Origin of the sequence: Sodalis sp. RH15 (genome assembly GCF_047324255.1) — a bacterium.
GTDB classification, from domain to species: domain Bacteria; phylum Pseudomonadota; class Gammaproteobacteria; order Enterobacterales; family Enterobacteriaceae; genus Acerihabitans; species Acerihabitans ligni.
On the sequence record NZ_CP178738.1, the window covers coordinates 989,457 to 1,004,264 of the forward strand.

Genomic DNA, 14,808 nt, shown 5'->3' on the forward strand with positions numbered 1-14,808 from the left:
GGGATATTGCCCTTCAAAACAGGGAGTGATGCTTGCCGCGTGTTTTAGCGCGGCAAGCATGGTTATTACCCGTGCGCCGGTTTAAGCGGCTCGATATTGGCAACAGGCGGCTGTACCGGGTTATTACGCAACAGGATCCAGATAAAGAATACGGCCAGCAAATCGAACACCGACAGGATGGCGAACAGCGGGCTGAAACCAATGGTATCGGCCAATGCACCCACCACCAGGGCGAACAGGGTACTGGCGGTCCAGGCAGCCATACCGGTCAAACCGTTGGCGGTAGCCACTTCGTTACGACCGAAGACGTCTGACGACAGGGTTATCAACGAACCGGACAGGGACTGATGGGCAAAACCACCGATACACAGCAAGGCAATTGCCACGTAGGGGCTGGTGAACAGACCGATAAGCCCTGGGCCAATCATCAGGAAACCACCCAGCGTTACCACGAGTTTACGGGAAATGATCAGGTTCACGCCGAATACGCGCTGGAAGAACGGGGGCATATAACCACCCAGTACGCAGCCGAGGTCCGCAAACAGCATCGGCATCCAGGCAAACATCGCGATTTCTTTCAGGTTAAAGCCATAGGCTTTGAACATGAACAGCGGGATCCAGGCATTAAAGGTACCCCAGGCCGGCTCGGCCAGGAAACGCGGAATGGCGATACCCCAGAAATCACGTTTTTGAATGATCTGCCAGGCAGACATTTTTTTCGTATTGTTAATCTGGTGCTGTGCTTCCTGACCACCAAGAATATACTCGCGCTCTTCGTCGCTGAGCTTGGTCTGGTTTTTCGGGTGTTTGTAGAAAATCAGCCAGGAAATCGCCCAGGCCAGGCTCAATGCGCCCACCAGCACGAACGCCAGCTGCCAGCTGTGGATCATGATGGCCCATACCACCAGCGGCGGAGCAATCATCCCGCCGATTGACGAACCGACGTTAAACCAGCCAACCGCGATGGAACGCTCTTTGGCGGGGAACCATTCACTGCTGGCCTTCAGGCCGGCCGGAATCATTGCCGCTTCCGCCATACCTACCGCGCCACGTGCAATGGCCAGGCCGCCCCAGCTGGTTGCCAGCGCGGTCGCCATACAGAACAGCGCCCAGACGATAGCGAATACCGCGTAGCCAACTTTGGTACCCAGCATGTCCAGAACATATCCGGCTACTGGTTGCATGATGGTATAACAGGCGGAATAGGCCGCGATGATATACGAATATTGCTGTGTGCTAATGTGCAGCTGCCCCATAAGGGTAGGAGCCGCTACGGCAACGGCGTTACGCGTTAGGTAACCTAGTATCGTGCCGACGGTGACCAGCGCTATCATATACCAGCGTAACCCTTTTATTTTACGCATTACCACTTCTCCCGATGAGTATGAACCGCCATCTCAATTTCCCAGATATGATGGGATGGCGGATACCTGAGCCAGTCCGGAGGACTCTCCCTCCGGGTGTAGTTATAGTCTGGCGGATCGTGGCTTAACCTTGCCGACAACGCCTTGCCAACGTTGTCGCCTGGCGCTGCGAATCACCACCCAAAAACTTCGGCGGAAACCCCGCACCCCGACCTGCCGGATGAGGCAATGACTCAAAATGCAGTCATTGCAACAAAAATGATTGAGTCCAAACTCAATGTGGCGCTACGATAACTTGTCATACAGATTTAAAAGTTGAGAGCCATCACAAAAACCATTTTTTATTTAGGGGATAATCATTTTGTCCCGTTAGCCGGGGCGAAAGCCCAAAGCTGACCAATAGATAGTGAGTTTTTGTTACTTTTGGCAGGAAAAGCTATAACGATTCAGGCAGAAACGTTCAAATCTGCTAAATTGGTATAACACCTTCCAATAATTTAGAAACATAACTCATGAGAAATGAAGGTGAGGAGCCTGAAATGTCCCAGTTTTTGACTGAAGATTTTTTACTGGATAGCGAATTTGCTCGCCGTTTGTATAACGAATATGCCGTTGATCAACCGATTTTTGACTATCATTGCCATTTGCCGCCGGAACAAATCGCGGGAAATTACCGTTTCAAAAATCTGTATGATATCTGGTTGAAGGGTGATCATTATAAATGGCGTGCCATGCGCACCAACGGTGTGGCTGAGCGTTTTTGCACCGGCGACGCCGGCGACTGGGAAAAATTTGAAGCCTGGGCGCAAACGGTACCGCACACCATTGGTAATCCTCTTTATCATTGGACTCATTTGGAACTGCGCCGTCCGTTCGGTATTACCGATACGCTGCTTTCCGGTGAAACCGCCCGCCAGACCTGGGATCGCTGCAACGCGCTGCTGGCGAAGGATGACTTCACTGCCCGCGGCATCATCTCGCAGATGAACGTGAAAGTGATTTGTACCACCGACGATCCGGTGGATTCCCTGGAACATCACAGCACCATTGCGGCTGACGGCAGCTTCAAGACCAAGGTATTGCCGGCCTGGCGTCCGGATAAAGCGTTTAATATCGAGGCGGCGGGTTTCAACGATTATCTGAAACGCTTGGAAGAAGTCTCCGACACCGCCATCAGCGGATTCGGCGCGTTCCGCACCGCGTTGACCAAACGCCTGGATCACTTTGCCGCCCACGGCTGCAAACTGTCCGACCATGCGCTGGACGTCGTGGTTTACGGCGAAGCGGATGAAAATACCCTTAACGGCATATTGAGCCGTCGCCTGAGCGGCACCTTGCCGACCCAGGAAGAAATTGCCCAATTCAAGACTGCCGTACTGGTATTCCTTGGCGGCGAATATGCCCGCCGCGGATGGGTGCAGCAATACCATATCGGCGCGCTGCGCAACAATAACAGCCGCTTGTTCAAACAGCTCGGGCCGGATGTCGGTTTCGATTCCACCAACGACCAGCCGGTGGCCATGGCGCTGTCCCGCTTACTGGATGCCCAGGCTAAAGAGAATGCGCTGCCGAAGACCATTATTTATTGCCTGAACCCGTCGGATAATGAAGTTATCGGCACCATGATCGGCAATTTCCAGGGCGAAGGTATGCCCGGCAAAATGCAGTTCGGTTCCGGCTGGTGGTTTAACGATCAGAAAGACGGCATGCAGCGTCAGATGACCCAGTTGGCAACCCTTGGTTTGCTGAGCCGCTTCGTAGGCATGCTCACCGATAGCCGCAGTTTCCTGTCTTACACCCGTCATGAGTATTTCCGTCGCATTCTGTGCCGGATGATCGGCCATTGGGTACAGGATGGCGAAGCGCCTGCGGATATCAAGCTGCTGGGTGACATGGTGAAAAACATTTGTTTCGATAATGCGAAAAACTACTTTGACGTAGGGCTTTGATAACTATGGCAGGCCAGACGGCCTGCCTGGTTTCAGCGATCAAGCGATTTTTTATTGCCCGACAGCGGGTAATTTTTAAGGTAAATACAGAATGAAAACGTTAAACCGTCAAAACTTCCCGGGTCGTCAATATACGGATCGCGTGATCCAATTCGGCGAAGGAAATTTTCTGCGTGCTTTTGTCGACTGGCAGCTTGATTTGCTCAATGAGCATACCGACCTCGATGCCGGGGTTGTGATCGTTCGTCCCATCAATTCCGATTTTCCGCCGTCGCTGGATACCCAGGACGGTCTATATACCACCATTATCCGCGGCCTGAACGAACAGGGCGAAGCGGTGCGTGAGCCGCGCCTCATCCGTTCGGTGAACCGGGAAATCAATATCTACAAGCAGTTCGACGAGTATTTAGCGCTGGCCCATGACGCCAATATTCGTTTTGTCTTCTCCAATACCACCGAAGCCGGCATCAGCTACGTTGCCGACGATAAACTCACCGATACGCCGCCCGCCAGCTATCCGGCCAAATTAACCCGCCTGCTTTATGAACGCTTCAGCCATTTTGACGGCGCTGCGGATAAAGGCTGGGTATTGCTGCCGTGCGAACTCATCGATTATAACGGCAAGGCTCTGAAAGAGCTGGTATTGCGTTACGCGCAGCAGTGGGCGTTGCCGGCGCAATTCACCACCTGGCTGAACGAACACAATACCTTCTGTTCGACGCTGGTGGATCGCATCGTTACCGGGCACCCCCGCGGTGAAGTTGATGCGTTGCAGGCGGAGCTGGGCTATCAAGATACCTTCCTCGATACCGCCGAATATTTTTACCTGTTTGTTATCCAGGGACCGCAGTGGCTGGCGAAAGAACTGCGCCTGGACAAGCTTGAACTGAACGTCCGCATCGTCGACGACATCAAACCCTATAAAGAACGTAAAGTGGCTATTCTCAACGGCGCCCATACCGCGCTGGTGCCGGTGGCGTTCCTGTCCGGGCTCAATACCGTCGGCGAGGCCATGAACGACAAACTGATAAGCGGTTATGTGGAAAAAACCATTGCCGAAGATATTGTACCGGTACTGGACCTGCCCCACGACGAACTGACGTCGTTTGCCCAGGCGGTATTGAGCCGTTTCCGCAATCCCTTTATCCAGCATCAATTATTATCCATTGCGCTCAACGGGATGACAAAATTCCGCACCCGTATCCTGCCGCAATTGTTGACCTACCGTGAACAACACGGCGAGCTGCCTGCCCGGCTCACTTTTGCCTTGGCCGCGCTGATTGCGTTTTATCGCGGCGAACGCGATGGCGAAAGTTATCCGTTGCAGGACGATGATAAATGGCTCACCCGTTACAAATCGCTTTGGAGCGGTGTGAACAGTGGTGAAATCGCGTTAAGCACATTAGTGAATGACGTACTCGGTGATACCGGGCATTGGGAGCAGGATCTGCTCAAGGTTCCCGGTCTGGCGGAACAGGTGGAACAGCAGTTGCAGGCCATTCTAGACAATGGCATGCGCGCTGCGGTTACCGCCTACAGCTAAACGCATAAAGGTTATTTCATGCAAATTATTAAAATACATCCATTGGACAATGTGGCGGTCGCCCTGCAAGACCTCGACGCAAATGACACGGTGGATATAGACGGCGTGACCATCACGCTGCCGCAACCCATCGCTCGGGGGCATAAGTTTGCCCTGGCGCCTATCGGCGAAGGAGAGATGATTGTCAAGTATGGCCTGCCCATCGGCCATGCCCTCAGTAACATCGCTCCGGGTCAGCATATTCATTCCCAGAACGCCAAGACCAATCTTAGCGATCTGGATGAATATCAATACCAGCCGGCGTTCCGGACCCTGCCGGCGCAAATGCCGGATCGCGAGATCCAGATTTATCGGCGCAAAAACGGCCTGGTGGGGATCCGTAATGAACTGTGGATCCTGCCTACCGTCGGCTGCGTTAACGGCATCGCCAAGCAAATCCAGCAGCGTTTCCTTAAAGAGACGTTTGGGGCGGAGGATATCGACGGCGTGCATCTGTTCACGCACCCGTTCGGCTGCTCGCAATTGGGGCAGGATCATGAAAACACCCGCACCATGTTGCAGAACATGGTACGCCATCCCAATGCCGGCGCAGTGCTGGTAATTGGTTTGGGCTGTGAAAACAATCAGGTGGATGTCTTTCGTAAAACCCTGGGTGAATACGATCCCGACCGCGTAACCTTTATGGTCTGCCAGCAGCAGGATGATGAAGTGGAAGCGGGGCTGGAATGCCTGCGCGCCTTGTATCTGGCCATGCGTGAAGACAAGCGCCAGCCGGGCAAACTCAGTGAACTGAAGTTTGGTTTGGAATGCGGCGGCTCCGACGGGCTGTCCGGTATTACCGCCAACCCGCTGCTGGGCCGTTTTTCAGATTATGTTATCGCCAATGGCGGCACATCGGTACTGACGGAAGTGCCTGAAATGTTCGGCGCCGAACGGATCCTGATGAGCCGTTGCCGCGACGAAGAGACCTTCACCAAAACCGTCAACATGGTCAATGATTTCAAAAGATACTTCATGGCCCATGAGCAGCCGATTTATGAAAATCCCTCGCCGGGGAACAAGGCGGGCGGCATCACCACCCTGGAGGAGAAATCCCTGGGATGTACGCAAAAAGCCGGTCAAAGCAAGGTCATGGATGTGTTGAAGTATGGCGAACGTCTGCATGTGCCGGGGCTTAACCTGCTGAGCGCGCCGGGCAACGATGCGGTGGCCACCAGTGCGCTGGCGGGCGCCGGGTGCCATATGGTGCTGTTCAGTACCGGTCGCGGTACGCCTTACGGCGGTTTTGTGCCGACGGTGAAATTGGCCACCAACAGCGAACTGGCGAATAAAAAGCCGCATTGGATTGATTTCGACGCCGGCAGGCTTATCCACGGTATGTCCATGGAAGAAGTGCTGGGGCAATTTATCGATTTGATCGCGGAAATCGCCAGCGGCAAACATACGCGTAATGAAGTTAATGACTTTCGCGAACTGGCTATTTTCAAAAGCGGCGTAACATTGTAATTAACCGCTCTTGGTCTTAGTATAGAAACGGTGTTTCAATTTTGAAGCACCGTTTGTTTTTATGCGCCATACAGTTTTGCGTCATTTAATAGGAACGCCGTACCATGAGCCTTTACTGGATCGCCCAAGCAGTGGGGGGATTGGCTTTTATCGTCGGCATCACCATGTTTATCAAGCGTGATGACCGCAAATTCAAACTGCAGCTTTCTTTATACAGCGCCATTATCGGTTGCCACTTCTTTTTAATGGGCGCCAACGCCGCGGGCGCGAGCGCGGAGCTTAATGCGCTGCGCACCCTGATAGCCACCCGCACCCGCAGTATCATGGTGATGTTTGTCTTTATCATCCTGACCACGGCGCTGGGCCTTGGCGAAGTGAAGCACTGGGTCGAACTGTTGCCGGTTACCGGCACGGTAGCCAGCACCTGGGCGCTGTTTCGTACCCGCGGACTCACCACCCGTTGCATTATGTGGTGCTCCACCGCCGGCTGGGTGACCCATAATCTGTGGCTGGGTTCCATTGGCGGTTCGTTGACCGAGGGCAGTTTTCTTATCGTCAACGGCATTGCCATCATCCGTTTTCGCCGTATGCAGCTGCGCGGCATCGACCCGTTCAAGGACGAGACCACGGCGGTCAGCACCCGATAGTCTTGCCGATGCCTGACCCAGGCATTACTGGTTACCGCGCGTATCCCGGCGATGATTGATCCAGGCGTTGATTATCAGCGTGCCGGCTAATATCGCCGCCACCGCGCCCAGCGAAACGGAAATCGGGATATGGATAAAATCCACTATCATCATTTTCACGCCGATAAAAACCAGGATCACCGCCAGCCCGTATTTCAATAGCGAGAAGCGTTCGGCAACCCCGGCCAGCATAAAATACATAGCGCGCAGGCCGAGGATGGCAAACAGATTGGATGTCAGGACGATAAAGGGATCTGTGGTCACGGCAAAAATGGCCGGGATGCTATCGACGGCGAATATCACGTCGCTGAATTCCACCAGTATCAGCACCAGCAACAGGGGAGTGGCAAACAGCAGGCCGTTGCGCCGGATAAAAAAGCGCTCTCCCTGCAATTGATCGGTCATGCGTAAATGCCCGCGCAGCCAGCGGACCAATGGTTTTTCACCCAATACGGCGTCGTCCTCTTTTGAGAAGGCCATCTTGATGCCGGTCAGCAGTAGAAACGCGCCGAACAGATAGAGCAGCCACTGGAATTGCGTCACCAGCCAACTGCCGCCGAAAATCATCAGGGTACGCAGCACGATGGCTCCCAGTACCCCGTAAATCAATACCCGGCGCTGCATCTGGGTCGGGATGGCAAAATAACCGAACAGCATCAGCCAGACAAACACGTTGTCCACCGCCAGGGCTTTCTCTATAAGGTAGCCGGTGAGAAAAGCCAGCGCTTGGGTGTCGGCGACGGCCCGCCCTTGGGTGTCGGAGAGATGCCACCATAAGGCGGCGTTGAACAGCAGGGACAGCGAAACCCAGACCACCGACCACCAGGCGGCGCGTTTGAGCGTCATGGTGCGGCCCTGGAGCAACAGATCCACGGCCAGCATAATCACCACCACCAGGATAAAACCGCCCCACAGCAGAGGCGTGCCAACGGTATTCATATGCGATTTCCTTCATAAAAAAAACGGCTAACCGCGGAAGGCGTCAGCCGTTTTCCCCATTCCGGGCTGTAAACGAACCTTGCCTTCCGGCAAGGTCTCACTTACAACGCAGATGAATTTTTCTATTCTGGTTGCCCGGTAGCCGGATGCGCAAGCATCGTAATGACGGCAAACCGACGAAGAAGTTACTCCCCTTTGCTAAGGGAACAATAATGTAAAAATTTGCGACAGTCAACTTGCCCGCCGCCGTCGCGCTTTTCGCCGTCAGCTTCCGCTGCACGCCGGCTGTTTAAACCGCGAGGCTCGGGTTAAAGCGCGGCAAAGGGTCACGACCCTTTGCGTAAAATATAGCGGTTAACAAATGTCGCCATCAGATCCCGGCTTTGCGGCGTACCGCTAATACCGGTGCCCACCCGTGCCAGCTCCAGCTCCCGTTCCGGCTGTTCCTCCGTCATGGACCGCAGAAAGCCGTGCATGACTTCAGCGGTGAATTCCGGATGGAACTGCACGGTTATCGTATTTTCGCCATAGCGCAGGATCTGATGGGGATCTCGCTGGGAACGGGCCAATACCACCGCCTCCGGCGGAGGGGTCAGCACGGTTTGTGAATGGATAAGGTTCACCGGGAAGCCCTGCGTCAACGATGCCAGCAAGGGATCTTGCCCAGCCGCCGGCAACAGTTCGATATCCAAGGTGCCCAGCTCCATGCCGCCGGGATGATAGTCCACCTCGCCGCCCATGGCGTAGGCCAGCAGCTGATGTCCATAACATACCCCGAAAATCGGCACGCGTTCCGCCATGGCCTGGCGCAGCCAGCCGGCGGCGAATTCACTCCAGGGCAAGCGGTCGGTCACCATGGCCGATGAACCGGTAATCAACACACCGCCATAGGCGCCGGGCTCCTGCGGCCGTTCACCCGACGGCAAATGCACCACCGCCGCCTGTTCCGGCCGCAGACCCGCGGCGGCGAGAAACATACGGTCATAGTTACCGTTAGCCTGGCTGACCTCCTCGGGGGCATCGCCGGTTTGCAGAATCAATACCGGTAGGGACCGCGCCATTATGCCACCGTATCGGCACGGGAACGGTCAGCGGGGAAGACAACCCCGGTCTGGCGCCGTATCTCCGTCAGCAGTTTAGCCGTACTGCGGGATACTGCCAGGCCATCATGGTTGACGTCGCCATTTTCCACCAGCGCGGCGAACCGCTCCGCCTCGTATAGCATGGTATTGATATGCTGCGGCTGGCTCAAATCCTGTTTGTTGCCGTTGCGCGGAACCAGGAAAAGCTGCTGGCATTCAGACATTTTCTCGATGACCAATGAACCGTCCTCTCCCTGGATTTCGCAGGGCAATACCGTTTGGCTGACTTTGGAGTGCAGCAATGTGACATCAAAATCACCGTAGTTCAGGCAGACCGTGCCATGGGCGTCAACGCCGCTTGCCAGAAGCGTCGCGCTGGCCTGCAAAGAATGGGGTTCGCCCCACAGCGCCACGGCGGCGGCCAGCATATAAAACCCGATATCCATAATCGAACCGTTGGAGAAGGCCGGATTAAAGGTATTCGGCAGCTCGCCGTCCAGATATTTCTGGTAGCGGGAAGAGTACTGGCAGTAATTCAGCAGCGCCTTGCGAACCTTGCCGATACGAGGCAATGCCTGTTGAAGCGCCAGGAAATTAGGTAAACTGACGGTTTTGAATGCCTCGAACAGCACCACCTGATGCTCCCGCGCGCAGGTTATCATCTGTTCCACTTCCCACAGGTTCGAGGCCAAGGGCTTTTCGCAAATGACGTGCTTTTTATTGCGCATAAACAGCAATGCCTGGGGGCAATGAAAAGAATTGGGACTGGCGATATATACCGCATCCACGGCATCGGATGCCGCCATTGCTTCCAAAGAATCAAAATAATGTTCTACGGGATAATCCTTTCCCATTTTTTGCGCTGCCGCGATATCCCGGGAATAGATAGCGGACAGTTTCAGTTTGCCGCTCTCATGGGCGGCATCGATAAATTGGCGAGTGATCCAATTGGTACCTATCACAGCGAAGCGAATCATACCTAATTTTTACCCTACGCAATATTTGGATACCCTAGATTATCATGCTAACCAAATCAGGCCAATATTCCCTTAATTCTCAAGATTGGGAGGAATTTGTCGACAAATCCTATAGGGCAATGACGCCCGGTCGGACTACTATAGTCACCAAACGAGCCGGCCCTTTGCCCGCGCCGCCGCCATAAGGTTTGTTGGTTGGCCGGTCACTCGTTATACTTCGCTAAGGGTGAATTTTAAGGAACCATCATGTTGTTGCAAGAGTTCGAAGTACGTATAAATAATGCCTTAACGGAGCTTGAGCAAAGCTTTGCGCGACACCAGCGGCAATGGCAGCTGGATCGTGAGGCATTGCAACAGCAATTGGATCTGAGCATGCGGCGCGAGGCGAAACTGCGCGAGCAAAATGCATTACTGATAAGCCAGCTCAATAATCTCGACACGTCGCCCGATCGCAACCCGCTAATCCATAAGATTAAAATACTCAGTGCGCACATTGATGCGCTGGCAAAGGATGCAGCGGCTTTTCGTCAATCTTGCCGCATGTGACATCACGCCGGCCCATGGTCTTGTTCCCTGTCTTTCTCCCGCTCTTTTTTACTGAGTTCTTTAAAGGTAACAGTCGGAACATTATTTCCCTTTCTACCAGGACCGGCGGGCGTCAGGGGAAATACGTTTCTCAGATGAGTTCGCAGATTATTCCAAAGGGTCGGGGCAGGGCGGGTGTTCTTTTTTTCAAATACCACGGGCATGTCGTATGCCTGCGGCTTATAAAGCAGTTCAAGCATATCATCCCGGTCCTGCAAACCGTCGACATAGCCGTTTATCATACAATCCAGCACAAATTGAAAACGAAGCAGGGAGCTGGTGGTCCGTCTGCCTGCCTGCAACACGATGTTAAGAGTTTCCAAATGGACAATATAATTTTCGAACATCTCCCCCAGGAGATTGGGTTCATCACGGGCGGCGTAGTGCGCAGATAAGCACAGTTTGAAAAAGTTGTAGGTATGGAGGCCGCAGTCATTGTGGTATTGAAACGGTTGGCGCAGAGCGATGATTTTCGCCTCCTCACCCGGCTCAATCAGGCACTTAATCAATGCTGACTTATTATCATTTGTGTCGGGTGGGCTATTGCTGTCAAAAAGGGTAAAGTGATAACCCTCAGTCGTCTTGACGGCGAGGACCGCGCTGAAATGCCCGTCCGCCGCCCGTTGCGAGCTGTTATTAAGGGATGTGGACAGGATTGGGAACAGCAGTTTTTGCCCTGGAACAAGCCGCTTGAGTGTTTCCTTGGCGTTGTTTTTGAATAATACCGATTCGTCTTTGAGGTACTTGCCGAGATCAAAAGGGTCAATAGCCTCGTTCTCACTATACAGTAGCGTGCTGGAGAAAAAGATACCATCTTTGTCCACGGTAAGTAAGTAAATGGCGGTATCCAGTACCTGTCTGTCCATAGGATGGTAGGTGTGAGTCATGGGCGCAAGCGCCTTTGGAATTGTCAGAAAATGACCTATACTCTGAAATAAATCCGTTAATTCAGTTAAGTCGTCGGCTAATCTGGTCATTTTTATATTGGACAACGTCATGGCGCAGAGTCTGGCTTTGATTCTTGTATTCAAATGCTCAAGATTAATCTGCCGTCGGACGGCGGCATAAAATAACAGTGATGCGCTTTGGTAAATCCTATCCCTTACCTGATTCCCCTGCCCCTCGCAGATCATAACGTCGTAAAGTTTTATCCCCAGAACGACTGATTTGCTGATGTCGCAATGACCAAGCGGATTCGCTGGGGCAACGGGACACTGTTGCCATAGCTGGACAATAATGTCTGCTCTGGTACCTATATCCCCGTCATAGAACCTGTGCATTACCCTTCTTTCGTCGTTCCGACAACGAAAATCAAGAGTGGGTATGGTCTGGGATGCAAGGGAATTTCCATTCAAGTGAAGCATACAAGCCTCTTGGAAAATTTATTTAAGGATATTTTCACTCTCTAAACCTGATTCAATTATTTATTAAATTCTTGTGATTATTTAAGTGAGATATAATTCAAAACTATTAGCTTAATATTTATCTGCATATTTACAAGCTTTTCGCTTTTTAGAAAAACACCTTAAAAGAAGAGACGTAAACTGTGAATTAAAAATTAAGCCAATTTATAATTAACCGTCTGATACGGTAAGCTATGGTCATAACAAGCGGTTCGCCGAAATGTCGTAGGAGACGTTATCGTTTTTTCAGATAATGTCAGCACAAATAGGTGTTTCAATATGGAAAGAAATTGCGCTTTACTGTGGATCTGCATCGATTGTTGGCTGCGACGAGGTTTATCATGAAAAATACGTCAGTTTCTCCCGTAAGAGGCATGTTCTGGCAGCGCATCCGGGATAAGTTCATCTTTCCGGCCCAGCGGGATCCCGCCATGGATGTTGCGCGCAGATTGGCCGCGTTTTTGCCCTTGGGGTGCTTATACGGCGTTGAAATCGAAATGGAGTCCCTCGACCCGTCCCGCCATGACAGGGAGTAGTCACTGCCTCCTGATGGTGGACGTCAGCATGATGCCAGTTATGATGACGTCCGTCCGTACAGGCGCCGGATGGCTGAATACTTAGTGTGCCCCCCCCACGTTTATTTCTGCTCCTAAGCATAAAATTTTATAGTCAATTGCCGATAATAAAGCCATTGCCATTTTCGCCAGGCATATCTCCCCATGATAGGGCTTCGCTTAACGTTCACTGCAACTGAACGCTAACGTGACGCGGATCGCTCGTGGGCATGTGCTGTCAGGAAAAAAACAGCAAAGTGACATTGCAAGGGTGCTTGTATGAATTTTATAAAAAATATAAAGATAAGAACGGCGGTGATGGTTATTCTTATTTTCTTCTCTTTGCTGTGGCTAGGTGTTTCCGCATATACCCTTTATTCCCTTAATCAAGTCAATCAAACCTTGCAGCTGAGCAACAACGAACAGCTAAACAGCGACATCATCAATGGCGCCAATGACCATTATTATCGTGTCGTCACGACATTGGAACGTGCGGCCCGCGCCGGACAATCGGGCGCCCGTGCCGATGCCGACATGGAGTTGGGCTCGGTGGCCTCGGAGCTGGAGCTTATCGACCAGGGTTTGACGCAGTTCAAAGGCATCGATCACGGCCAGCTGGATCCGCTGCTGGTGGATAAAATTTACAACAGCTCGCTGCAGCTGCGTACCCTTGGCATACAGCCGCTCCTGCTGGCGGTAAAGGACGGGCGGTATGACGATTTCAACCAGGGTCTACACGACACCTATTTACCGCTGCGTAAGCAATTCACTTCGGTAATGCAGGAATACGACGGCGCGGTGGACGCTATCAAGAACGCATCCAATGAACGGATCGCCCTGTTGACGACCCTGTGCCAACGGGCATTACTGGCGGCGCTGTTGGCCGGAGTGGTAATTTTACTGTTTACAGACCGTTATCTTGTGCGTCATCTGGTGAGGCCGCTTAATGCCATTAAAGGGCATTTTCGGTCACTGGCCGCCGGTCAGCTCGGTTTCACCATCACCGATATGGGTCGCAACTGTGTCGGCGAACTTATTCCGTTTCTGCGTGACATGCAAACCCACTGGGTTAATACGGTAACGCAAATCCGCGGCAGCGCGGAATCCATCTACCAAGGCGCCGGCGAGATTTCCCAAGGCAATACCGATCTTTCCTCGCGCACGGAGCAGCAGGCTTCCGCTCTGGAACAGACCGCCGCCAGTATGGAACAGCTCAACTCAACGGTAAGACACAACACAGAAAATGCCCACCAGGCCAGTAAACTGGCGAAAGACGCCTCGGAGACCGCCAAGAAGGGCGGCATCATTGTCGAGGAAGTTGTGGCGACCATGGGCAGCATAGCCGCCAGTTCAAAGAAAATCGTCGAAATCATCGATGTTATCAACGGCATTGCTTTCCAGACCAATATTCTGGCCCTCAACGCGGCGGTGGAAGCAGCCCGGGCCGGCGAACAGGGCCGGGGATTCGCCGTGGTGGCGGGTGAAGTGCGCAGCCTGGCGCAGCGCAGCGGACAGGCGGCGAAAGAGATTCAAACCCTGATCGGCGAATCGGTGGAGCGCGTCGGTATCGGTTCTAAACAGGTTGCCAATGCGGGCGCCACTATGGGGGATATCGTCAAGGCCATCACCCATGTGACGGATATTATGGGAGAAATCGCCTCTGCATCCGATGAGCAAGGTAAGGGAATTGCACAAATCGGCCAGGCGGTGACGGAAATGGATAGCGTTACCCAGCAAAATTCCTCGCTGGTACAAGAATCCGCCGCCGCCTCGGCGTCTCTGGAAGAGCAGGCCCATTATCTCACCGAAATGGTGGCGCTATTCCAACTGGCGCCGGTAACCACCGTCCCGGGGCGAGCCAAGGCGCTGGTAGGTGAACTGGTGGCCCAGGACCGTTCGCAAATGGGTGAGCGGGCTGTGCAAAACCGTGCCGGAACATCCGCCGTTGAGCCGTTAGCGCAAGGCCGCGTCAGAGCATCCTCCGTTGAGCCGTTATACCAGAGTCGGGCACGGGCAGCGGCGTCGATGCAGGCAGCTCAACGAGCCGGTAGCCTGAACGATGCGGCTACGGGACAGACCTTCGCAAGAATCCCGGCCAATGGTACGTCCGCTCAAAAACAGCGCAGGGCACCGGCTAAAAAGACGCCGGCCGTGGTCGGCAAGCTTAAAAATTTGGCGCCGGACGCGAACTGGCAAACTTTTTAGTCCCTCACTGAACAA

General features: G+C 53.2%; 12 protein-coding genes. 7 read left to right on the forward strand and 5 right to left on the reverse strand.

All coding sequences use genetic code 11. The features are described from left to right. Window positions 1–65: 65 nt before the first annotated feature. Window positions 66–1,364 (reverse strand): MFS transporter, encoded by a 1,299-nt coding sequence (locus tag ACL2XO_RS04615; RefSeq protein ID WP_132923531.1) that lies wholly within the window; start codon window positions 1,362–1,364, stop codon window positions 66–68. Window positions 1,365–1,903: 539 nt separating this feature from the next. Between ACL2XO_RS04615 and uxaC the strand changes: the two genes are divergently transcribed. The 4 genes from uxaC to ACL2XO_RS04635 all read left to right on the forward strand — a co-directional run bounded on the left by uxaC (window position 1,904) and on the right by ACL2XO_RS04635 (window position 7,009). Continuing rightward, a complete protein-coding gene (uxaC, locus tag ACL2XO_RS04620) occupies window positions 1,904–3,313 on the forward strand; it encodes a glucuronate isomerase (RefSeq protein ID WP_203522891.1) in 1,410 nt (469 codons plus the stop codon). Window positions 3,314–3,404: 91 nt separating this feature from the next. Beyond that, the gene (locus ACL2XO_RS04625) at window positions 3,405–4,856 is read left to right on the forward strand and encodes a tagaturonate reductase (protein WP_132923530.1); all 1,452 of its coding nucleotides are present in this window, start codon (window positions 3,405–3,407) and stop codon (window positions 4,854–4,856) included. An 18-nt stretch (window positions 4,857–4,874) separates the two neighbouring features. Then, window positions 4,875–6,362 (forward strand): UxaA family hydrolase, encoded by a 1,488-nt coding sequence (locus ACL2XO_RS04630; RefSeq protein WP_132923529.1) that lies wholly within the window; start codon window positions 4,875–4,877, stop codon window positions 6,360–6,362. 104 nt (window positions 6,363–6,466) lie between these two features. After that, window positions 6,467–7,009, forward strand: a complete 543-nt coding sequence (locus ACL2XO_RS04635; protein WP_203522890.1) for a YgjV family protein — start codon at window positions 6,467–6,469, stop codon at window positions 7,007–7,009. A gap of 24 nt (window positions 7,010–7,033) precedes the next feature. Here the strand turns inward: ACL2XO_RS04635 and ACL2XO_RS04640 are convergent, their stop codons facing one another. The 3 genes from ACL2XO_RS04640 to ACL2XO_RS04650 form a co-directional block, all read right to left on the reverse strand. After that, on the reverse strand, window positions 7,034–7,987 hold the full coding sequence (locus tag ACL2XO_RS04640) for a TerC family protein (protein WP_413742243.1): 954 nt from the start codon (window positions 7,985–7,987) through the stop codon (window positions 7,034–7,036). A 326-nt stretch (window positions 7,988–8,313) separates the two neighbouring features. Further along, entirely contained in the window at window positions 8,314–9,048 is a 735-nt protein-coding gene (locus ACL2XO_RS04645; protein WP_203522889.1) for a glutamine amidotransferase, read from the reverse strand. Then, window positions 9,048–10,046 (reverse strand): Gfo/Idh/MocA family protein, encoded by a 999-nt coding sequence (locus tag ACL2XO_RS04650; RefSeq protein WP_203522888.1) that lies wholly within the window; start codon window positions 10,044–10,046, stop codon window positions 9,048–9,050. The genes ACL2XO_RS04645 and ACL2XO_RS04650 overlap by 1 nt, the downstream gene beginning before the upstream one ends. Window positions 10,047–10,292: 246 nt before the next feature. On the opposite strand from ACL2XO_RS04650, the gene ACL2XO_RS04655 reads away from it, so the two are divergent. Beyond that, window positions 10,293–10,592, forward strand: coding sequence for a hypothetical protein (locus ACL2XO_RS04655; protein ID WP_132923524.1), 300 nt, complete (start codon window positions 10,293–10,295; stop codon window positions 10,590–10,592). Between the two features lie 2 nt (window positions 10,593–10,594). Here ACL2XO_RS04655 and ACL2XO_RS04660 read toward each other — a convergent pair whose 3' ends face one another. Further along, on the reverse strand, window positions 10,595–11,911 hold the full coding sequence (locus ACL2XO_RS04660; protein ID WP_413742244.1) for a hypothetical protein: 1,317 nt from the start codon (window positions 11,909–11,911) through the stop codon (window positions 10,595–10,597). A gap of 464 nt (window positions 11,912–12,375) precedes the next feature. On the opposite strand from ACL2XO_RS04660, the gene ACL2XO_RS04665 reads away from it, so the two are divergent. Continuing rightward, window positions 12,376–12,570, forward strand: a complete 195-nt coding sequence (locus ACL2XO_RS04665) for a hypothetical protein (RefSeq protein WP_413742245.1) — start codon at window positions 12,376–12,378, stop codon at window positions 12,568–12,570. 297 nt (window positions 12,571–12,867) lie between these two features. Beyond that, window positions 12,868–14,793: a methyl-accepting chemotaxis protein gene (locus ACL2XO_RS04670; RefSeq protein ID WP_413742246.1), complete on the forward strand. Its 1,926-nt coding sequence runs from the start codon at window positions 12,868–12,870 to the stop codon at window positions 14,791–14,793. Window positions 14,794–14,808: the final 15 nt, after the last annotated feature.